The 20,704-nt window shown below is 71.5% G+C and carries 16 protein-coding genes; 7 read left to right on the forward strand and 9 right to left on the reverse strand.

Translation table 11 applies throughout. The features are described 5' to 3' along the window. Positions 1-768 precede the first annotated feature (768 nt). A complete protein-coding gene (locus ACWGI6_RS29745) occupies positions 769-3,405 on the forward strand; it encodes an outer membrane protein assembly factor BamB family protein (RefSeq protein WP_453270369.1) in 2,637 nt (878 codons plus the stop codon). Between the two features lie 144 nt (positions 3,406-3,549). Here ACWGI6_RS29745 and ACWGI6_RS29750 read toward each other — a convergent pair whose 3' ends face one another. Then, on the reverse strand, positions 3,550-4,470 hold the full coding sequence (locus ACWGI6_RS29750; RefSeq protein ID WP_453270370.1) for a hypothetical protein: 921 nt from the start codon (positions 4,468-4,470) through the stop codon (positions 3,550-3,552). 197 nt (positions 4,471-4,667) lie between these two features. Between ACWGI6_RS29750 and ACWGI6_RS29755 the strand changes: the two genes are divergently transcribed. Beyond that, positions 4,668-5,213 (forward strand): hypothetical protein, encoded by a 546-nt coding sequence (locus ACWGI6_RS29755; RefSeq protein ID WP_453270371.1) that lies wholly within the window; start codon positions 4,668-4,670, stop codon positions 5,211-5,213. Positions 5,214-5,216: 3 nt separating this feature from the next. Here ACWGI6_RS29755 and ACWGI6_RS29760 read toward each other — a convergent pair whose 3' ends face one another. Genes ACWGI6_RS29760 through ACWGI6_RS29770 form a run of 3 tightly spaced genes read right to left on the reverse strand, consistent with a single transcriptional unit; the run spans position 5,217 to position 7,678 of the window. Then, positions 5,217-6,011, reverse strand: coding sequence for an enoyl-CoA hydratase/isomerase family protein (locus ACWGI6_RS29760; protein WP_453270372.1), 795 nt, complete (start codon positions 6,009-6,011; stop codon positions 5,217-5,219). Beyond that, positions 6,008-6,490, reverse strand: coding sequence for a Zn-ribbon domain-containing OB-fold protein (locus ACWGI6_RS29765; protein WP_453270399.1), 483 nt, complete (start codon positions 6,488-6,490; stop codon positions 6,008-6,010). Before ACWGI6_RS29765 ends, ACWGI6_RS29760 begins: the two co-directional genes overlap by 4 nt. Before the next feature lie 36 nt (positions 6,491-6,526). Next, positions 6,527-7,678 (reverse strand): lipid-transfer protein, encoded by a 1,152-nt coding sequence (locus ACWGI6_RS29770; RefSeq protein ID WP_393907450.1) that lies wholly within the window; start codon positions 7,676-7,678, stop codon positions 6,527-6,529. Between the two features lie 105 nt (positions 7,679-7,783). Here ACWGI6_RS29770 and ACWGI6_RS29775 point away from each other — a divergent pair, with 105 nt between their 5' ends. Then, a complete protein-coding gene (locus ACWGI6_RS29775) occupies positions 7,784-9,421 on the forward strand; it encodes a FadD3 family acyl-CoA ligase (protein ID WP_453270373.1) in 1,638 nt (545 codons plus the stop codon). Positions 9,422-9,455: 34 nt separating this feature from the next. On the opposite strand, the gene ACWGI6_RS29780 is transcribed toward ACWGI6_RS29775, so the two are convergent. The 5 genes from ACWGI6_RS29780 to ACWGI6_RS29800 form a co-directional block, all read right to left on the reverse strand. Further along, on the reverse strand, positions 9,456-10,046 hold the full coding sequence (locus ACWGI6_RS29780) for a TIGR03086 family metal-binding protein (protein ID WP_453270374.1): 591 nt from the start codon (positions 10,044-10,046) through the stop codon (positions 9,456-9,458). A gap of 141 nt (positions 10,047-10,187) precedes the next feature. Continuing rightward, on the reverse strand, positions 10,188-11,756 hold the full coding sequence (locus ACWGI6_RS29785; protein WP_453270375.1) for a class I adenylate-forming enzyme family protein: 1,569 nt from the start codon (positions 11,754-11,756) through the stop codon (positions 10,188-10,190). A gap of 96 nt (positions 11,757-11,852) precedes the next feature. Continuing rightward, the gene (locus tag ACWGI6_RS29790; RefSeq protein WP_453270376.1) at positions 11,853-12,047 is read right to left on the reverse strand and encodes a hypothetical protein; all 195 of its coding nucleotides are present in this window, start codon (positions 12,045-12,047) and stop codon (positions 11,853-11,855) included. Between the two features lie 206 nt (positions 12,048-12,253). Then, positions 12,254-12,526 (reverse strand): hypothetical protein, encoded by a 273-nt coding sequence (locus ACWGI6_RS29795; protein ID WP_453270377.1) that lies wholly within the window; start codon positions 12,524-12,526, stop codon positions 12,254-12,256. Positions 12,527-12,737: 211 nt separating this feature from the next. Further along, entirely contained in the window at positions 12,738-15,674 is a 2,937-nt protein-coding gene (locus ACWGI6_RS29800; protein ID WP_453270378.1) for a BTAD domain-containing putative transcriptional regulator, read from the reverse strand. A gap of 258 nt (positions 15,675-15,932) precedes the next feature. Here ACWGI6_RS29800 and ACWGI6_RS29805 point away from each other — a divergent pair, with 258 nt between their 5' ends. The 4 genes from ACWGI6_RS29805 (at position 15,933) to ACWGI6_RS29820 (ending at position 20,687) form a co-directional block, all read left to right on the forward strand. Beyond that, positions 15,933-17,171 carry an amidohydrolase family protein gene (locus ACWGI6_RS29805; RefSeq protein WP_453270379.1) on the forward strand — a complete coding sequence of 413 codons (1,239 nt, stop codon included), beginning with the start codon at positions 15,933-15,935 and terminating at the stop codon, positions 17,169-17,171. Between the two features lie 489 nt (positions 17,172-17,660). Beyond that, the gene (locus ACWGI6_RS29810; RefSeq protein ID WP_453270400.1) at positions 17,661-18,620 is read left to right on the forward strand and encodes an LLM class F420-dependent oxidoreductase; all 960 of its coding nucleotides are present in this window, start codon (positions 17,661-17,663) and stop codon (positions 18,618-18,620) included. A gap of 46 nt (positions 18,621-18,666) precedes the next feature. Then, a complete protein-coding gene (locus ACWGI6_RS29815; protein ID WP_453270380.1) occupies positions 18,667-19,452 on the forward strand; it encodes an SDR family NAD(P)-dependent oxidoreductase in 786 nt (261 codons plus the stop codon). 110 nt (positions 19,453-19,562) lie between these two features. Beyond that, positions 19,563-20,687, forward strand: coding sequence for an LLM class flavin-dependent oxidoreductase (locus ACWGI6_RS29820; protein WP_393907460.1), 1,125 nt, complete (start codon positions 19,563-19,565; stop codon positions 20,685-20,687). Positions 20,688-20,704: the final 17 nt, after the last annotated feature.

A 20,704-nucleotide genomic window follows, 5' to 3' on the forward strand; every position in this document is an offset into this window, starting at 1 on the left:
CAACAGGCTGTGGACAACTTTGGTGGATAAGTGGTCACCGTCCGTACGGCAAGTGCGCGGCGATGGCCTTCAGTTGAACATCGGCCCCGCCGCTTCCGCGCCCCGCAAGCCTCGCGAGAATCGACCGTGTGTACGAATTTTCACCGGGCGAACCGTACGAACCGGCGCTAGCTTGGAGATCTGGCCGTCGCGGCGGCCGGTGGCCGGGCCCGCCTGGATGCCCGGGAGGGCGCCACGCCAGGTGTCATGGCGCCGAAATGACCTTCGAACGCGCAGAATTGGGCTGACGGGTCGGGAACGGCGACGGGGATGGCGGGACCGGTGGGGGATGGGTGTGCGCAGTCGGAGCAGCAGCAGGTTTTTGGCCACCGCGGCCACCGGACGTCCAGGAGGGCGAACCGCTCCCGCCGCGGGCCCGTCAAACGGAGTGGTGACCATCCGCAATTCGGGCGGTGTCGTGCGGGGCAGATCCGTAACCCGCCGGTAACCCGCTCGGTAACCGCCCGTCAGGGGACGTATCGCAGCACGTCAGGCGGGGTTGGGTTACGTCAGGTAACGGTCCCGGCGCGGGCTACGGGGGGCATGCCGTGACACGGCGGGCGGGCCCCGGGTTCGCAACCGTCGGCCCGGCCAGGAACAATCAGCACGCGTACGGCCGTTTCGACAGTCCTCGCCGCAGGCGGGGAGACGCTGCACGGGGCAGTGGCTCTCGGCGGCTCGTGGCTTTTGAGAGTCTCTTTTTACGCCCCACGGGGAGGTGGCAGGCAAGTGGTGGAGCAGCTGAAACAGCTGACGCAGCACGATCCCCGGCGGATCGGCCCGTTCGAGGTGCTCGGCCGTCTCGGGGCCGGCGGCATGGGTCTGGTGTATCTGGCGCGCTCGGCGTCCGGCCGGCGCGTGGCGATCAAGACGGTGCGTACCGAGCTCGCCGAGGACCAGCTGTTCCGGGTCCGCTTCACACGCGAGGTCGAGGCGGCCCGCGCGGTCAGCGGCTTCTACACGGCCGCGGTGGTGGACGCCGATCCGCGCGCGGCGGTGCCCTGGCTCGCCACGGCGTATGTCCCCGCGCCCTCCCTCGAGGAAATAGTCAATGAGTGCGGGCCGCTCCCGGCCCAGGCGGTGCGCTGGCTGGCGGCCGGGATCGCCGAGGCGCTGCAGTCCATCCATGGCGCGGGCCTGGTGCACCGTGACCTGAAGCCGTCGAATGTGCTGGTCGTCGAGGACGGCCCCCGGGTGATCGACTTCGGTATCGCCTCCGGGGTGTCCAACACCCGTCTGACGATGACCAACGTCGCCGTGGGCACGCCCGCCTATATGTCGCCCGAGCAGGCCCGTGACTCGCGCAGTGTGACGGGCGCGAGCGATGTCTTCTCCCTCGGCTCGACGCTGGTCTTCGCCGCCACCGGGCACGCGCCGTTCCATGGCGCCAACCCCGTCGAGACCGTCTTCATGCTGCTGCGTGAGGGCCCCGACCTGGCCGGGCTGCCGGACGAACTGCGTCCGCTCATGGAGTCCTGTATGCAGATGGAGGCCGGCCGGCGGCCGTCCCCCGCCGATCTGCAGTCCCAGCTCGCGCCGCACCTCTTCGGCTCCGGCAGCGACGACAGCGGTACCGCCTCGGCCTGGCTGCCGCCCGGCGCGGTGGCACTCATCGAGGGCCGGCGGGGCGGCCGCTCCGCCGTACTCAACAACAGCCAGCGGGCCGGCTCGGGGCGCAGCGCCGGCCGTTCGGCGCCCGCCGCGCCGCCGGCCCCGCCCCTGGCGCCCCCGATGCCCGCACCGCAGCCCGTCCCGGCGCCGCCGCGGCCGGAGAGCGCACCGGTCGGCGCGGAGTCCGGCTGGCCCGGCCATATCGGCGCGGGTCCCGGCGCGCACCGCGGCGGCGACCCGCGCCGTGGCAACCCCGGCCCGATGCCGCAGCCCGCGGCGCTCGGCCCGGATGCCTCGACGGCCCGGGTGACCCCGGTCTCCGCGGCGCCGCCGCCCGCTGCCGCACTGTCTGCACCGCCGGCCGTCTCCGCTGACGGCGCCGCCGGCCCCGTACGCCTCGGTGGCTCGCCCGCCCCGATCGGCCCGGGGCCGCGCGCCGACTCCCCTGGCCCGCAGCCGCGCGGGCAGGCCGGTGCGGCGACGAACTGGGTGCGGCCGCCCGGTGCCGGACCCGTGGCCGGTGTGCCGCCACAGGGCCCGGCGGGCGGTGCCGTGGCCGGGGAGAGCCCGGCCCGCGGCGAGGCAGCTCCGCCCGCACCGCCCGAGGCACCGCCCGCCGAACCCGGCCGCTGGCGCCCCTGGCGGTTCCGGATGTCGAACGATGTGTGGGGCACCCCCGCCGTCGCCGACGACCTGCTGTACGTCACGTCCTTCGAGGTGCATGCACTCGATGTGGCCAGCGGGCGCCGCAAGTTCAAGACCCGTGATGTCGCCTGGGCGATGGCGGTCGCGGACGGCCGGATCCATGCCTCGGACGGCCCGAGCCTTTACGCGCTGGACGCCGACGACGGCACCGAGCGCTGGCGGCTGCACACCGAGGGCTGGGTCTACGCCCTCCAGGCCGACCGAGGGACCGTCGTCACCAGTACCCGGGGCGGCGGCGTCCAGGCCTGGGAGGCGGCCTCCGGCGAACGGCTGTGGGAGATCGGCGGCGTCCAGGCCGACTTCGAGACCGCCGAGGCCGGGCCCGTGGTGCACGACGGCACGGTCTTCGTCTGGGCCGACGCGCGGCTGAAGGCGCTGGAGGCGCGGACCGGCGCCGAGCGCTGGTCGTACCCGGTGGGTGACGCCGCGTCCTGCGGCGGGGTACCGGTGCGGCTGCTGCCCGCTTCGGACGGTGCGGTCTACGTCGTGGCCGGCACCCGGGTGCTGGCGATCGACATCGCACGCGGCGACGTGCGCTGGCACTTCGAGGCGCCCGCGGTGTTCCTGAGCCCGCCCGCCTTCGCCCCCGGCCCGGCCGTCACCGGCGGCGGGGTCTATCTGGCGGACTACCTCGGCACGGTCTACGCACTGGACGCGGCCGACGGTCGCGACCGCTGGCGGATCGCCACCGAGGCGCGGCAGTCCACCGAACCGGTACTGGTCGCGCACGGTGCGGTCCACCTGGGCAGCGGCAAGGCGCTCTACACACTGGACGCGGTGACCGGTACCCCGCGCTGGCGGTTCCAGGCCGGCGCGGAGGTCGTCGGCGCACCGGTCGTCGCGGAGGGCCGGGTGCACTTCGGCTCGGCCGACCACTGTCTCTACACGCTCGATGCGATGGGCGGCCAGCTGCGCTGGAAGCTGGCGACCGGCGGCGAGATCACCGGTTCACCGGTGGCGGTCGGCGGTGTGGTGTACGCCTGCAGCAAGGACCGCTGTGTGTATGCGCTGGACGCGGCCAAGGGGACGGGCCTGGCACGGCGGTCGTGAACATGGCGGTCGTGTCGTGTGGTGTGGTGACACGGCGGTCGTGACGTGACGTGACGTGACGAACGTGACGTGGCGTGACGTGGCGATCGTGACACGGCGGCGGTGACGGGCCGCGGGGCCGGTCCCCTGAATCTGCCCGGTCGGCTACTCCCGGTCCTCGGGGGGCTGTTCGGGCCGTTCGGACCGTCCGGGGTGCGAGGGGCCCGGTTGCCGGTGTTCCTTGCCCCACTCCACCGGAGGTGTGGGGGGCTGCTGACGGGCCGGCATGGTCGGCGGTTGTTGTTGTGGCTGCTGTGGCTGTTGCGGTGGCTGTGGCCGCTGCTGCTGGGTGGGCGGTGGTGGCGGCGGGGTGACCGGCAGGGGAGCGGTGGGGGTGTCCTGGTGCGGGCCGTGGGCGCCGTGGTGGGGTCCGCCGGGCGTCGCGGGGCCTGCCGGGGGTCCGGTGGTGCCGGGGCCCGTCGGGTACGGCTCCGGGTTCCACTCCTCGGCCCCGGGGCGGCCCGCGTCCCAGGGTTCGGGCGTCCCCGGCGGGTAGGGCGTGCGCGGGTCGTAGGGCGCACGCTCGTCGTAGCGGTCGTCGTAGCGGTCGTCGTGCGCGGAGGGCCCGTAGCGCCCGTCGTCGTACCGCCGGTCGTCATAGCCGCGGTCATAGACCCGCCGGCCGCGGCCGCGCATGACCAGGGCGCCGAGCAGCAGCAGCGCGCCGCCGCCCAACGCGCTGGCCACGCCCGCCCCGAGGCCGCGGGCACCGGCCGTCAGCTCGCTGGCGGCCTGCCCCTGGCGGACCATCCACAGGATCGTGAAACCGAGTACCACCAGGCCCGCGACGGTGATCAGGGCCCGGGAACGCAGGGCAACGCCGATCAGGGTCAGCAGGGCGGCGAACGCCATGGGAAGGACGACGGAGCCGAAGAGCGCGGCGCTGTTGCGGGTGATGCCGTTGAAGAGGTCTTCGATCCGGACGTCGCTGCCGTGACGGCCGTCGTACCAGGGACGGAAGGGGCTCCAGACGGCGGCCGCCGCTCCGGCGAGGGCGATCAGCGACCCGAGAACGTTGCGCACCACGGGCGTCGCCTCGCTTCGAGTTGTCCGGTCATCCTCCGTGACCGACGCTACGCCCGAGTCTCTGTGCTCGCGAGAGAAGTACGCCCGCCCGCGTTGCCGGGGCCCGTACGGGGTGTCACCCGGCCTTGCTAGGGTGCCGTGCACGCGTCAAACCATGGCTGACGGGTTCAGAGTTTTCACGGGGGATGGACAGCAGAATGAAACAGCGCACACGCATGGGCGGCCGCGGGGCCGCCCGTACGGGTATCAGGGCAGCGGCGGTGACCGGACTGGCATTCGCCACGGTCGCCACGGTCGGCGGCTGCGCCTTCAGCCGGCCTCGGGTCCACGTGCCGACGTACATCCCGAGCCCCACGTCGAGCAGCGGGTACGACCCGAACGACCCCACCCCGACGGAAGAGCCCACCTTCTCGCCCTCGCCGACCGAGGAGACCTACGACCCGGACGGGCGGTCGGACGCCAGCGGCAGCAACTGCGACTACTCCAATTCGCTGCGCCAGTTCACGTACACGGTCTCCCTCACCAATCCGTCGACGACCGACTCCTTCTCCTATGACATGGCCGTCAACTGGATGAAGGCCAAGCCGGCCGACGGCAAGGCGTACGGGCTGCACGAGCGCTCGATCATCGTCGGCCCCGGCGACACCGAGACGTACACCGCCAAGTACACGATCAACCAGTCCTCCGTCGGGCAGTTCTGGTACACCTGCCAGATCACGCGGGCGCACAAGACACGGATGTAGGGGTCACCGGACCGGGGGCCGGCCGTCCTGTCCGCCGCCCCGGTCGTCGTGGCGGGTGCGGGCGGCGAACAGCCCGGCTTGGCGGTCCGGGGGCAGATTGCCCAGCGCGATCAGCTGGGGGGCGTGTGCCAGGGCCTGCGTCCGGGCCGCCTCCTTGGCCGCCCACAGCGCGCGCACGGTGCCCTGGACCGGCTCGGTCGGCTGGGCGGCGAGCACGGCCGCGCGGCGCAGTGCCACCTCGGCCGCGGCGCCGGGTGCGGTCAGCTCGGAGACCAGCCCGATCTCGTATGCGCGGGGTGCGCCCAGCCGCTCCGCGGTCCCCATCAGGGCCAGCCGGGCGATCTCCCCGAAGGGCATCCGCTGTGCCATGTAGATGGACTCGTACGCGCTGACCATCCCGTAGGTGGTGTGCGGGTCGAAGAAGGTGGAGTTCTCGGAGGCGATGAGGAACTCGGCCTCGCCCAGGAGATAGAACGCGCCGCCGCAGGCCATTCCGTCCACGGCGGCGATGACCGGCTTCCACAGGTCGTTGGCCTTCGGGCCGATGCGGATCATGGGGTCGTCGAGGGAGTAGGGCGAGGGCGGCTGGGGGACGTCGGCGGAGCGGTCGATGCCGGTGCAGAAGGCCCGGCCGCCGGCGCCGGTGACCACCGCGGCCCGTACGGCGTCGTCGAAGCGGAACGCCCGCCAGACGGCGGTGAGTTCGGCGGCGGTGTCCAGGTCGACGGCGTTGTGCCGCTCGGGCCGGTCGAGGGTGACCAGGGCGACCCCGTCCTTGATCTCCGTGCGGACCGTCACGGGCGCTCCAGGAGCCAGCGGGGTACGGTCACGCCTCCTGGCATGGTGTGGAAGGCGGCTTTCACCGGGGCGCCGATGCGCAGCCGCGCCGGGTCGACGGAGTTGAGGGGGGCGTCCGCGGCGGCGACGAGGTTGCCGACGAGGCGGATACGCGGGGCCTCGGCCAGCTCCACGACGATCGCGTTGTACCCCGGCTGGTCGGCGTACGCGGGCAGCAGCGGCGGGTGCGGCAGGACATAGGACCAGATGCGGCCGCGGCCGCTCATCCGCTGCCAGCGAGCGGCGAACGACTGGCAGTGCGGACAGCAGGGCCGGGGCGGGAAACGCAGTTCGTCGCAGCCGGAGCAGGCCTGGATGCGCAGCTCTCCCCTGGCGGCGTACTCCCAGAAGGGTGCCCCGTCGTCATCGGGGACGGGAAGCAGCAGGCCGGCGCCGCTGTCGGGCCGGTTGTCAGTGGCGGGTGCCACCATCGGGGACATGGCATCGCGAACGGACTCACCAGCGCTCATGGCGTATCAACTCCTCAGCAGCAGGGCCGAGGTGGGGACGCCCTCGCCCGCGGTGACCAGGCAGGTGGCGGCGTCGGGGACCTGTGCGGTGCTGGTGCCGCGCAGCTGTTTGACGCCTTCGGTGATGAGGTTGAAACCGTGGACGTACGCCTCGGAGAGACCGCCGCCGCCGGTGTTGAGGGGGAGCCGGCCGCCGATCTCCAGCGCGCCGCCCTCGGTGAAGGCCGCGCCCTCACCGCGTCCGCAGAAGCCGTAGCCCTCCAGCGAGAGGGGGATCAGGGGGGTGAAGGCGTCATAGATCTGTGCCACGTCGACGTCCTGCGGTCCGAGGTCGGCGCCCTTCCACAGGTGACGGGCCGCGGTCCAGGCGGGGCCGGTGAGCGGGTCGTCGTTCCAGTAGTTGACCATGCCGTGGTGCTGGGCGGGCAGGCCCTGGGCGGCGGAGTGGACGTAGACGGGCCGCTGCCGGCAGTCGCGGGCCCGCTCGGCGGAGACCACGACACAGGCCAGCGCGCCGTCGGTCTCCAGGCAGTTGTCGAAGAGACAGAGCGGCTCGCTGATCCAGCGGGCGGTCATATACATCTCGCGGGTCAGCGGGCGCTCGTACATGATCGCGGCCGGGTTCTGGTTGGCGCGGTTGCGGCAGGCGAGCGCGACATTGAAGAGGTGGTCGCGGGTGGCGCCGAATTCGTGCATATAGCGGCGGGCCAGCATGCCGATCTCGTCGGCGGGGCGCAGCAGTCCGAAGGGGCGGGTCCACTGTCCCGGGGTGGGCAGCTGGACCTGGGTGTTCTTCCAGGGGCGCGGTCCCGACCCGCGTTTGCGGGACCGCCAGGCGACGCCGACGCTCGCCTGGCCGGTGGCGATGGCGGCTGCCAGATGGGCCACCGTGGCGCAGGAACCGCCGCCGCCGTAGCCGACCTTGGAGAAGTGGGTGAGGTCCCCGGCGCCGATGGCCTTGGCTATCTCGACCTCGTCGGTCTCCTCCATGGTGTAGGAGGCGAAGGCGTCCACCTCCGAGGGCGCGATCCCGGCGTCGTCCAGCGCCGCGATGATCGCGCGGCAGGCCAAGGTCTTCTCGGATGCGGGGAGTTGTCTGGCGAACGGAGTCTGTCCGATGCCGGCTATCGCCGTAGCGTCCTTGAGGGTCGCCCCCATCGCCACCTCCGTGGTCGGTCGTCAGTGCTGACAGCGGAGGAGGCTACCGCTAATCTGACGGGTAGTCAGCTAGTGGCGTACGGCTCTTTGGCGGGAGGCAGCGCGATGTGCGACGACCTGGAGGCGCGGGCGGATCTGGAGTACGGCGCCATCCCCCGGCTGGTGCGGACGGCCGCCCGGCGGTACGCCTCCCGGGAGGCCGTGGTCGAGGGCCGCACCCGGGTGTCGTACGCCGAGCTCGGCGAGCGGGTGGAAAAGGCGGCGGCCGCCTGTATCGCCTCCGGGGTCGCACCCGGCGACCGCGTCGCCGTATGGGCGCCCAACACCCTCGACTGGATCGTCTCCGCCCTCGGGGCCGTCACCGCCGGCGCCGTCCTCGTCCCCGTCAACACCCGCTTCAAGGGCACCGAAGCCGCCTACGTCCTGCGCCGCACCCGCGCCAAGCTCCTCTTCGTCACCGGCACCTTCCTCGGCACGTCCTACGTCGCCTCACTCCGCCGTGCCGCCCGGGAGGGCACCGGCCGCGGCCCGCTGCCCGGACTGCCGCAGCTGGAAAAGGTCGTGGTGCTCTCCGAGGACGCCCCCGCCGACTTCGCCACCTGGCAGGACTTCCTCGCCGACGGAGCGGCGGTGTCCCCGGAAACGGTCCGCGGCCGGGCCGACGCCCTGGACCCCGACGCCCCCTCGGACATCATCTTCACCTCCGGCACCACCGGCCGCCCCAAAGGCGCCGTGATCACGCATGCACAGACCCTGCGCGCCTACGACGTGTGGAGCGAACTGGCCGGCCTCCGGGAGGGCGACCGCTATCTGATCGTCAACCCGTTCTTCCACACCTTCGGCTACAAGGCCGGGATCATCGCCTGTCTGCTGCGCGGCGCGACGATGGTCCCGCAGCCGGTCTTCAGCGTGGAGACCGCGCTCGCCAATATCGCCGCCGAGCGGATCTCCGTACTCCCCGGCCCGCCCACCCTCCATCAGCAGATCCTCGACCACCCCGCCCGCGCCCTGCACGACCTCTCCGCGCTGCGCGTGGTGGTCACCGGCGCCGCCGTGGTCCCCCTGGAGCTGGTCGAGCGGCTGCGCAGCGAGCTGAGGATCTCCACCGTTCTGACGGCGTACGGCCTCTCCGAGAGCTCGGGCGTCGTCACGATGTGCCGCCGCGGCGATCCGCCCGAAGTCATCGCCACGACCTCCGGCCGGGCGATCCCCGGCACCGAGGTCCGGATCGTCGACGCCGCGGGCCGCCCGGCCCCGCCCGGCGACCCCGGCGAGGTGCACGTCCGCGGCTATCACGTGATGTCCGGCTACTTCGAGGACCCGGCCGGCACCGCCCGTGTGCTCACCCCCGACGGCTGGCTGCGCACCGGCGACGTGGGCGTCCTCGACGCGGACGGCAACCTCCGGATCACCGACCGCATCAAGGACATGTTCATCGTCGGCGGCTTCAACGCCTATCCCGCCGAAATAGAGCAACTCCTCGGCCGTCACCCGGACATCGCCGAGGTCGCCGTCGTCGGCATACCCGACCGCCGCCTCGGCGAGGTCGGCAAGGCCTATGCGGTCCGCCGGGCCGGCTCCTTGCTCACCGCCGACGATCTGATCGCCTGGTCGCGCCGCGAGATGGCCAACTACAAGGTCCCGCGGGAGATCGCCTTCGTCGCCGAGCTCCCGCGCAACGCCAGCGGCAAGATCCTCAAGACCCGGCTGCGGAGCGGAGCCCCGGGCCCCGCTCCGGCGTGACCCGGCCGCCGTACCGCCGTACCGCCGGCGCCCCTCACGCCCCCGGCGGCGTCCAGTCGGGCCGGCGGCCGCTGAGCGCCACCACCTGGTCGAGGAGCGGTGCATCCGCCGCCACCTCCACGGGCGGGCCGAACACCGGCACCCGGTCCGGGCCCTCGGCCAGCGGCGCGAGCAGCGCATACGACACCCCGAGGCCGGCCGTGTCCGGCGTGTACTCCTGGCCGGTGGCGCGCGCCAGATCCCAGCCGTGCAGCACCAGCTCGTTCAGCGCGAACCGGCCCGCGATGGCGGCGGGCAGGGTCACCCCGCCCGCCTGGGTCTCGCCCTCCCAGGCCTGCGGATCGTGCCAGGCCTCGGCCATTCCGCGGAGGTTGCGGTCCAGCTCGGCCCGCCAGCCGGGCTCCACATCGGGAACCGCCGCATTCGGGTCGACATTTGTCATGGGCCCCAGGTCCTTGCGCGCGGTGTGCTGGAACGCCGCGGACAGGCCGACGAGGTGGCCCAGCAGATGGCGCACCGCGTAGGCCTCGCAAGGGGTGGGGGCGTCGAGCTGCTCATCGGCGGTCCGTGCCGCCAGCTGCGACACCAGCCGGGCCTGCGCAGCAAAGTCGATCGTGTCGGTCATCGTCCGGGTCCTTCCGTCCTGCCGGGGGCGTTCTGCCGGGTCGTTCCACCGGAGGGGTGCCGCGCATCCCTCCGGTGACGCTCCCAGTGAAGACTCCGCCGGCCTCCCGAACTCATCGCCACACCGCCGCAAAGCCCCCGGCTACTCCGTATACCGCTCCCGCAGCACCGCCTTGAGCACCTTGTCCAGCGGCCCGCCGCGCGGCAGCTCGTCGGCGATCTCCAGCTGCTCCGGCAGCTTCTGCGTCATCAGCCCGGCCGACCGCAGATGCGCGGTCAGCCCGTCCAGGGTCAGCGGCGGCGCGGCCGGATCGACGGGCGTGACCACCACACACACCCGCTCGCCGCGCTCGCGGTCCGGCAGCCCGATCACCGCCGCCTCCGCCACCGCGGGATGGGTGTGCACCAGGTCCTCGATCTCCTGCGCGGAGATGTTCTCGCCCTTGCGGATGATGATGTCCTTCAGCCGTCCGGTCAGCACCAGATGCCCGTCGGGACGCAGATACCCCAGGTCACCGGTGCGGAAGAAGCCGTCGTCGGTAAAAGCCCCGGCGGTCAGCGCCGGGTCCGTGTACCGCCGGAAGAGCATCGCCCCCTTGAGCGTCACCTCACCGGACTCCCCGGTTCCGGCCTCGCGCCCGTCCGGCAGGGCGATCCGGACCTCCGCCCCCACCACCGGCTTGCCCACGGTCCGCGACAACTGCTCATCGCCGTCGTACGGGGTGCCCATCGTGATCATCGGGCACTCGGTCATGCCGTACCCGTGCACGATCGCGCACTCCAGCTCCCGCCCGGCGGCCGCAAACAGCTCCGGGGGCATCGGCGCCCCGCCGCCGGACAGCAGCCGCAGCGAGGGAATCAACCGCCCGGCCCCCGGCTGCCGCCGGCGACAGCGCCGCGACTCATCGAGGAACGCCTGGTAGAAGGCGGTGCTGCCGCCGGCCATCGTCACTCCGTGCCGCCGGTAGACGGCCGCCGCGCGGCCCGGCTCGAAGGTGTCCAGGATGACCGCGGGAAACCCGCTGACCAGCATGGCGATGACATAGTCCGGGCCGGCGATATGCGCGTACGGGAAGGCGATCGAGCCGATGTCGTCCGCGGACATCCCGAGCGCAGTGGCCAGCCCGATGCCACCGGCGAGGAGCGTGGCGTCGGTGTGCTCGACGCCCTTGGGGGAGGAGGTGGTGCCCGAGGTGTAGTAGATCCAGGTGGTGCCGACGGCCGCCCCGTCGGGCCCTCCGCCCGCTCCGGCCGGGGCCGGCAGCGCGTCCGGATCCCCCTCCGGCAGCCCGCCGGCCACCGAGATCACCCGCACCCCGTCCCCGGCGAGTTTCCGCACCATCGCGGTGTGGTCAAACCCCCGCCACGCGCCCGGTACGAGTACGAACTCCGCCGCCGACTCGGCCAGGATGAAGCCGACTTCGCGCTCCCGGTGGAGCGGGATGACCGGCGTCTGCACGGCCCCGAGCCGGGCCAGCGCCAGTGAGGCGACCACCGTCTCGATCCGCGTCGGCAGCTGCCAGGCCACCCGGCTCCCCGCCCCGATCCCCAGCTCCCGGAACCCGGCCGCCACCCGCAGCGCCTGGTCGCGCACCCCGTCGAAGGTGACGCTCCGCCCGTCCCCGTCGTAGAACATCGGCGCCCCGGGCGAGGCCCGCGCCCGGTACTCGACCAGTTCCCAGAGCGTGTGTATGCGGGCGAACTCGAACACGGCGCCTCCTCGCGGGTCGCGGGTGGCGTGACTGTAGCACTCAGGTCTGACGCCTCGTCAGATGCAAGTACTGGCCGGAATCTTGGGCTCGCGCACTCAGGGGGTGTGGCTGTCCAGCGGTATCACCGGCGTGTGCCTGTCACGCGGCGTCACCGGCGCGTGATTGTCCAGCATCATGGCGGAGTGAGGCGGGGCGGGCGTATGGCTGCCGGCAAGGGCCGGCGCAGCGGCGCCACCGAAGGCGACGAGCGTGAGTGCACCGACGGCCAGAGCTTTCTTCGTGTACGTCATGCCAACTCCTCGATGAGAAAAGGGATGTGTCCCCGTGTCATAAAAATAATGGTTCATGCGGGCAGATGTTCGGCTTCTTGCCCTGCAGGCGAATCAGCCGGCATGAACGGAAAAATGCCGCAGGGGCTGGTGTCGGTGGCTTCCCCTCCCGGCCACGACATCCAGCCCCTGCGATCCCCCGAATACCCCCGTTGGCTCAGTTGGTGCTACTGAGGCTTGCCGACCGGCTGATGGTTGTCCGCCGAGGTGATCCGCTCGCCGGGCGTCGGCTGGTGATTGTCATCGGCAACGGCACTGACGTCGCTGCCCGCAATGGGCTGATGGTTGTCGAGGGGTTTGATGACATCGCGGTCCCCCTGTGCCGACGCCTGGGGAGACGCCTGCGGCGTGATGCCGGCCCCCGCGATGGGCTGGTGATTGTCGAGCGGCTTGACGACGTCGCGGTCCCTCAGATGCTGTACCTGCTTCTCGGTGCTCATTGCGATCAACTCCTGTGTGGGCGCTAACTGCCACGCCCGCCCGGAGACTCCCCCGAGGACCGCCGGACGGGCGCGGCACGGCCGCTCACCTTAACGGGGCGACCTGGTCACCGAGCCGCTTGCCCCCCGAGGCGGCGGATCGGTAAGGAAGAGACTGGCCCTGGCCGATGAACGATCGATAAACGTCGGCGATGAGCGCCCGCACCTGCGCTTATGCGACCACCGAGGGAGCCAGCAGCGCCTGGACCGCTTTCCCTTCCGGCGACCCGACACGCTCGAACATGGCCAGTGCCTCCTGCCAGCACACCCGTGCCCGGTCGGTGTGCCCGATGTCGTTGAGCGCCCGGCCGAGCGTGGTGAGGACACTGGCCCGCCGGGATTCGCCTCCGATGCCGCGCAGGGCGGCCAGCGCCTGCTCGGCGTGGTTGGCGGCCGCGGCCGGCCGGCGCGCGGCGAGATCGACCTCGGCGAGCCGGAAGTTGGTCATGCCTTCCCAGAACCGCTGCCGGCTGTCCTGGAAGATGGCCAGTGCGGCGTGAAGCTGCTCGGTCGCCTCCGCCAGCCGGTTGGCCTGTGTGTAAGCCAGCGCGAGTGCGTACATGCCGTTGGCGAGCCGGCGCTTGGCGCCCACCCGACGGTAGATGGCGATGCCTTCCTCCGCGAGCTGTATGGCGCTGTCCACCCGCCCGGTGTCCAGGTGGACACGGGAGAGGTTGCACAGCGCGCTGGCCTCGGACTGCCAGTTGCGGTCCTCCCGGAACGCGGTCAGGGCCTGTCGCAGATAGGCCTCCGCATCGGCGTGCCGCCGCTGGGAGTTGGCGATGATGGCCCGGTCGTTGGGTGCGTACGAGGAGGAGAACGGGTCTCCGGCGGCAACGCCGAGCAGCATGGCGGACTTGGCGTTCTCGTCGGCCTCGTTCAGCCGTCCTGCGAGCGTACGGGCATAGGTGAGCGAGGTGTGGATCCTCGCCTGCGCATGCTGGTCCCCGCTCTCCTGGGCAGCGGCCAGCAAGGAGACGTTGGTCTGCTCGTACTGGAGGGCGTCGGCGCCGGATTCGGCCAGGTCCTTGGTGAGCAGCAAGAGGTCGACGGCGCGCCGCAAGGTCGTCGGTCCGCTGCACTGGCGAGCGCAGGCCAGCAGGCAGCCGGCCTCGCTGAACAGCCACTCCAGGGCAGTGGTGCGGTCGGCGAACTCCAGGCCCGGGTAGGAGGTGGCCTCCCTGTGATCGACGAGCCGGTCGCCGGGGCGTTCGAGCAGATACATGGTGGCGGCGGTGGCGGAGTAGAAGTCCAGCAGCCGCGACAGCGCGGCCGCGCGCTCGGAGGGCGGCTGCTCGTCGCGTTCGGCGCAGGCGCGCGCGTACAGCCGTACGAGGTCGTGGTAGCGGTAGCGCCCGGGCGCAGCGGATTCCAGCAGGGAGGTGTCCACGAGGGACTCCAGCAGCTCCTCGGCCGCCTCGATGTCCAGATCGAGGATGGCGGCCGCGGCCGTGAGCGAGATGTCCGGGCCGTCGGCCAGTCCCAACAGCCGGAAGGCACGGGCCTGTTGGGGCTCCAGCTGGCCGTAGCCCAGTTCGAAGGTGGCCTTGACGGCGAGGTCGCCGGCGCGGAGTTCGTCCAGGCGACGGCGCTCGTCGGCGAGCTTGCGGGCCAGGGTCGAGACCGTCCACGTACGGCGGGCAGCGAGGCGGGAGGCGGCGATGCGGATGGCCAGGGGCAGGAAACCGCAGGCGCCGACGACCGCCATGACGGCCTTGCGTTCGGAGGTGACCCGCTCCTCGCCGACGATCCGGGTGAAGAGGCTCATCGCCTCCTCGGGGCTCATGACGTCGAGGTCGATGAGGTGCGCGCCGGCCAGGTCGATCATGCGTGCGCGGCTGGTGACCAGGGCGGCGCAGCCCTCCGTGCCGGGGAGCAGCGGCCGGATCTGCGCGGCGTCGCGGGCATTGTCCAGCAGCGCCAGGACGCGCCGGCCGGCGAGGGTGGAGCGGTAGAGGGCGGCCCGCTCCTCCAGCCCGTCGGGGATGGAGGAGTCCGGGGTGCCCAGGGAACGCAGGAAGGCACCGAGTACGGCCTCGGGTTCGGACGGGGTGTGGCCGGCGCCCTGGAGGTCGACATACAGCTGCCCGTCGGGAAAGTGCTCGCGGGCGGCGTGCGCTACATGAACGGCGAGGGTCGTCTTGCCGACGCCACCGATGCCGGTGAGCGCGGAGACGGCCATCACGCTGCCCTCGGCAGTGGCGAGTTGTTCACCGAGCTCGGCGACGAAGGCCGTTCGGCCGGTGAAGTCCGCCACGGTGGCGGGCAGCTGCTGCGGGCGTACGGCGACCTGGTCGGCGGAGTCCGGGTTGTCGCTGGTGACGGGCGGTGCGTCCAGATCGGTGTCCGCGCGAAGAATCCGCTGATGAAGATCGGAGAGTGAGGCGCACGGGTCGACCCCCAGCTCATCGGCGAGCAGCCGACGCGTGTCGGCGTACACCGCGAGCGCTTCGGCCTGCCGTCCGCTGCGGTACAGCGCCAGCATCAGCAGTTCCCGCAGCCGCTCGCGCAGCGGGTGGGCGGCGGTGAGTACGGTCAGCTCGGACACCGCGTCGGCGTGGCAGCCGGCTTCCAGTATGAGTTCGAGCCGGGATTCGGCGAGGGAGAGCCGCCACTCCTCGAGGCGGGTGCGCTGGGTATCGGCGTACGGACCGGCGAGTCCGGCCAATGGCTCGCCGTCCCACAGCTCAAGGGCGCATTCGAGGAGTTCGCGTGCGCGGCGGCGGTCGCCGGAGGCCTTGGCCTTCTCCGCTTCGGCGGCGTACTGCTCGGCAAGGTCGTGGTCGAGGTCCAGGGCGCGGCCGTTCACCGGCCGGATCGCGTAGCCGCCGGACTCGCTGACCAGGGTGTCGGCGTCCGCGCCCAGCGCCTTGCGGAGTCGGGAGGCGTACGTACGCAGCGCGGCGAGTGCGGCATGCGGCGGTTCGTCGCCCCAGAGCGCGTCGACGAGCTCGGGCGCGGTGGCGGTGTGTCCGCCGCGCAGGAGTAGTGCGGCGAGCAGCGCGCGCTGCTGCGGGGAGCCCGCTGCCAGCGGCGTTGCGCCACGCCAGGCCCGTACGGGACCGAGCACGGTGAAGCGGAGCCGCTCCCGCCCCGGACCGTCGTCCATGGTGTCTCCCTGCTCTCAGTCATTTTGTTCGCACTGTGCGCACCACCTCGCTGTGCGCAACCGTCAGTCTGCCTTGTCGCGCCCTCTTACGTCAGTAGGGGTCCGGACCGTCCACAAAGCCTCCTCGGCTGATCGGGGCGGAGGTCGGAGTGACGTACGGCGGGGGCGCGAAGGCCGTGCTTCCGTGCGCCCCCCTATTGCCGCCCGGCCCTTTCACCGTTACTGACGGATCGTCAGATCAGCGCTACCGTATCCCGCATGGAGACCTTCCCGAAGATCATCTCGGTGGACGACCACACGGTGGAGCCCCCCAACGTCTGGCGGGACCGGCTCCCGTCGAAGTATCAAGACCTCGGCCCGCGCATCGTCCGGGCGCCCGTGAAGGAAATGACCTTCGTGGGCGGCAAGTTCGCGCCGAAGATGGGCGCCACGGGGGAGGACGGGCCGATAGCCGACTGGTGGGTCTACGAAGATCTGCAGCGTCCGCTGACCCGCCTCGACACCGCCGTCGGCTACTCCCGCGACGACATCAAGCTCGAAGGCATCACCTACGAGCAGATGCGTCCGGGCTCGTTCAGCGTGCCCGAACGGCTGGCCGATATGGACATCAACCACGTCCAGTCCGCGCTCTGTTTCCCCACCTTCCCCCGCTTCTGCGGCCAGACCTTCACCGAGGCCAAGGACCGCGAACTGGGGCTGCTGGGCGTACGCGCGTACAACGACTGGATGGTGGAGGAGTGGTGCGGCCCCCAGGCGCAGGGCCGGCTGATCCCGCTGGCCCTCGTCCCCCTGTGGGACGCCGAGCTGGCCGCCGCGGAAGTACGGCGGAACGCGGCCCGGGGCGTACGGGCGGTCTGCTTCAGCGAGATCCCGCCCCATCTGGGGCTGCCCAGCATCCACACCGACTACTGGGACCCCTTCCTGCGCGCCTGCGACGAGACCGGCACGGTCGTCGCGATGCACATCGGCTCCTCGTCGAAGATGCCCTCGACCTCCGCCGACGCCCCGCCCGCCGTCGGCTCCACCATCACCTTCGCCAACTGCTGCTTCTCGATGGTCGACTGGCTGATGAGCGGCAAGTTCGACCGCTTCCCCGACCTGAAGATCATGTACGCCGAGGGCCAGATCGGCTGGATCCCGTACATCCTCGAACGCGCGAACGTGGTCTGGGAGGAGAACCGCGGCTGGGGCGGCGTCGCCGACAAGGTCCTCCGCCCGCCGTCCGAACTCTTCACCGAGCACGTCTACGGCTGCTTCTTCGACGACGCCTTCGGGCTGAAGAACCTGGACGCGATCGGCGTCGGGAACGTCCTGTACGAGACGGACTACCCGCACTCCGACTCCACCTGGCCCAAGTCGAGGGAGGTCGGCGAATCCCAGATGGGGCATCTCGCGCCGGACGTGGTGGAGCAGATCGTTCGGGGGAACGCGATTTCGCTGCTGGGGTTGACGGGGGAGGGGCTTTGGGAGCCGTCGGCGGCGGGGAGCGGGGGCTGACGGGGCACGGGCTGATGGACGGGGCGACGGCGGGAGAACCGGGGCGCGGCGGCCCCTGGCTGTCAGCCCTTCACGCCGTCCCGGGTCCGCCGTGTCGGGGATGAGGTCGTCGCGTGACGGCGTTTCTCCGGGTGCGCACGGCTACGGAGAACCGTGAGGCGGCTGTGGAGTTGGCGCGAGGCGTTGGCGGGGGCGGACTGGCGGGGGCGGACGGCTGCCGGTACGGGCCGCTCCACGGCCCCGCTCGCGCACGTCGTCGGCGAGGACGATGTGATCATGACGGAGGCGGACCCGGGGCTCTCCGCCCGGGCCGGCCTGGTGCTCGCGGGCGTCGGGTGCCGCCCCCTGACCCCGAGGGGCGGCGGCTCGTCCGGGGCCGACCTCCCCTGTCCCCCTCCCCTTGCCTGTTGGCCCCGTAAGCACGACGATGTCCCGCGCAAGCTATATGACGGTGCGTCAGGTATGGCTGGAGGGCATGTGGTGGACGGCATGCGCGGTGGGGTGTGGCGGCCGGAGCCGGGGCGGCTGGTGTACGGGATGCAGTTGCCCGTGCAGTCGCAGAGCACGCTGTATGCGGAGAGCTGGGAGGCCGGGGCGGGGCCCGCGGAGCTGGTCGCGACCGCGCGGGCCGCCGACCGGTACGGGTTCGCGTATATCGCCTGCTGTGAGCACATCGCGATTCCGCGGCGGCTGGCCGAGGCGATGAGCACCGTTTGGTACGACCCGGTCGCCACCCTTGCGCATCTGGCCGCCGTTACCGAGCGCGTCCGGCTGCTGAGCCATGTCGCTGTCGTCGGCCTCAAGCATCCGCTGATCACGGCCAAGCAGTACGCGACGCTCGACCGGCTCTCCGGCGGGCGGCTGATTCTCGGGGTGGGGGCCGGGCACGTGACGGAGGAGTTCGAGGCGCTCGGGGTGGACTTCGAGCGGCGGGGGGCGGTGCTGGACGAGTCGGTCGATGCGCTGAAGGCGGCGCTGGGGCCGGAGGAGTTCCCGAAGTTCGCGGGGGAGCGGTTCACGTTCGAGGGGCTGGGGCAGGCGCCGCGGCCCGTGCAGACGCCGCGGCCGCCGATCTGGGTGGGTGGCTCCTCGCCCGCCGCCGTACGCCGGGCCGCGGTGCGCGGTGACGGCTGGCTGCCGCAGGGGGACCGGCGTGCGGAGCTGCCGGCGCAGATCGGGAAGCTGCGGAGGCTGCGGGAGGCGGCCGGCGTGGCGGAGCCCGCCGTGATCGGCACCCTCGCCGAGCCGCTGTACGTCGGCGAGCCCGGGTGGGAGGTCGGCCGGCGGTCCCTGACCGGGGCGCCGGAGCGGATCGCGGAGTCGCTGCGGGAGTACGGGGCCATGGGGGTGGACCAGATCCAGGTGCGGTTCCGCAGCCGCAGTTGTGACGAACTGACGGATCAGATGGCGGCGTTCGGGACGGATGTCGCGCCGTTGCTGAACGGCTGACGGCCCGGACGGGCGAAGAGCAACTCACCAGCGGAGGAGTGCAGGCATGGGCAAGCTCGACGGGCGGGTTGTCATCGTGACGGGTGCGGCGCGCGGGCAGGGTGAGCAGGAGGCGCGGCTGTTCGCCGCGGAGGGCGCGAAGGTCGTGCTCGGGGATGTGCTCGACGCGCAGGGCGAGGCGCTCGCCAAGGAGCTGGGGGAGGACCGGGCCCGCTTCGTCCACCTGGATGTGACGCAGGAGGCGGACTGGCAGGCCGCGGTGGTCGCGGCCAAGGACGCCTTCGGGATGATCGACGGGCTGGTCAACAACGCGGGGATTCTTCGTTTCAACGAGCTGGTGTCGACCCCGCTGGCGGAGTTCCAGCAGGTCGTCCAGGTCAATCAGGTCGGCTGCTTCCTGGGCATCCGTACGGTGGCGCCGGAGATCGAGGCGGCCGGTGGCGGCACGATCGTCAACACCGCCTCGTACACGGCTCTGACGGGCATGGCCTTCGTCGGCGCCTATGCCGCGACCAAGCATGCGGTCCTCGGGCTCACCCGGGTCGCCGCGGTGGAGCTGGCGGCGAAGAAGATCCGGGTCAACGCAGTGTGCCCGGGGGCGGTGGACACCCCGATGACCAACCCGGCCGCGCTCGATCCGAGCGCCGATCCCGCCGAGTCGAAGCGGGCCGTGGACGAGCTCTACCAGAAGCTGGTGCCGCTGGGCCGGATCGGTCAGCCGGAGGAGGTCGCCAAGCTGGCGCTCTTCCTGTCGTGCGAGGACTCGTCGTACATCACCGGGCAGCCGTTCGTCGTCGACGGCGGCTGGCTGGCGGGGGTCAGCATCATCTGACGGTGCATCAGTCGGCCGGGCGACGGCTATTGACGCTCCCCGTGTGCGGTGGAACAGTCGGCACATCGAATCTGACGGTACGTCAGAAATAGCTGGGACGGTGAACCTCCTTGGAATTCGGGCTCTTTGTACAGGGATACGTGGGCAAGCGGGCCGAGACCGATCCGCTCGCGGAGCACAAGGCGCTGATGGAGGAGACCGAGTACGTCATCCAGGCGGACAAGTCCGGCTTCAAGTACGCCTGGGCGTCCGAGCACCACTTCCTGGAGGAGTACTCGCACCTCTCCGCCAATGACGTCTTCCTCGGCTATCTGGCCCATGCGACCGAACGGATCCATCTCGGGTCCGGGATCTTCAACCCCCTCGCCCAGGTCAACCACCCCGTGAAGGTCGCCGAGAAGGTCGCCATGCTCGACCATCTCAGCGAGGGCCGCTTCGAGTTCGGCAGCGGGCGGGGCGCCGGCAGCCACGAGATCCTGGGGTTCCTGCCGGGCATCACCGATATGAACCACACCAAGGAGATCTGGGAAGAGACCATCGCCGAGTTCCCGAAGATGTGGCTCCAGGAGGAGTACGTCGGGTTCCAGGGCAAACACTGGCAGCTGCCGCCGCGCAAGATCTTCCCCAAGCCGTACGGGGCCTCGCACCCGGCGATGTGGTACGCGGCCGGCTCACCGTCCTCGTACGCCATGGCCGCGAAGAAGGGGCTGGGCGTCCTCGGCTTCAGCGTGCAGAAGGTCTCCGACATGGAGTGGGTGCTGGAGCAGTACAAGACGGCGATCCGGGACGCCGAGCCGGTCGGCGACTTCGTCAACGACAACGTGATGGTCACCTCCACCGCGATCTGCGCCGAGACACACGACAAGGCCGTCGAGATCGCCGTCAACGGAGGCCTGAACTATCTGCAGTCGCTGGTCTTCCGCTACCACGACACCTTCCCGCGGCCCGACGGCATCCCCGAGTGGCCCGAGCTGCTGCCCGACTACACCGCCGAGATCATCGAGCTGCTGATCGCCGAGGAGCTGATGATCTGCGGCAACCCGGACGAGGTGCTCCAGCAGTGCAAGCGCTGGGAGCGGGCCGGCGCCGACCAGCTGAGTTTCGGGCTGCCGATCGGGGTGTCGTACGAGGACACGATGAACACGCTCAAGCTCATCGGTGAGCACGTGATCCCGAAGATCGACACCGATCCGGTGCACCGGACGAGCCGGTTCCGTCAGGCCGCGGGCAGCTGAATTCCGCCGAGGGGAAG

The organism is Streptomyces sp. NPDC054786 (assembly GCF_053611685.1).

Coding starts and splice junctions, on each gene's coding strand:
- ACWGI6_RS29805 (WP_453270379.1), top strand. CDS start 15,933: ATGGAGACCTTCCCGAAGATCATCTCGGTGGACGACCACACGGTGGAG.
- ACWGI6_RS29810 (WP_453270400.1), top strand. CDS start 17,661: ATGCGCGGTGGGGTGTGGCGGCCGGAGCCGGGGCGGCTGGTGTACGGG.
- ACWGI6_RS29790 (WP_453270376.1), bottom strand. CDS start 12,047: ATGACGTACACGAAGAAAGCTCTGGCCGTCGGTGCACTCACGCTCGTC.
- ACWGI6_RS29770 (WP_393907450.1), bottom strand. CDS start 7,678: ATGGGGGCGACCCTCAAGGACGCTACGGCGATAGCCGGCATCGGACAG.
- ACWGI6_RS29780 (WP_453270374.1), bottom strand. CDS start 10,046: ATGACCGACACGATCGACTTTGCTGCGCAGGCCCGGCTGGTGTCGCAG.
- ACWGI6_RS29795 (WP_453270377.1), bottom strand. CDS start 12,526: ATGAGCACCGAGAAGCAGGTACAGCATCTGAGGGACCGCGACGTCGTC.
- ACWGI6_RS29755 (WP_453270371.1), top strand. CDS start 4,668: ATGAAACAGCGCACACGCATGGGCGGCCGCGGGGCCGCCCGTACGGGT.
- ACWGI6_RS29765 (WP_453270399.1), bottom strand. CDS start 6,490: ATGTCCCCGATGGTGGCACCCGCCACTGACAACCGGCCCGACAGCGGC.
- ACWGI6_RS29800 (WP_453270378.1), bottom strand. CDS start 15,674: ATGGACGACGGTCCGGGGCGGGAGCGGCTCCGCTTCACCGTGCTCGGT.
- ACWGI6_RS29775 (WP_453270373.1), top strand. CDS start 7,784: ATGTGCGACGACCTGGAGGCGCGGGCGGATCTGGAGTACGGCGCCATC.
- ACWGI6_RS29815 (WP_453270380.1), top strand. CDS start 18,667: ATGGGCAAGCTCGACGGGCGGGTTGTCATCGTGACGGGTGCGGCGCGC.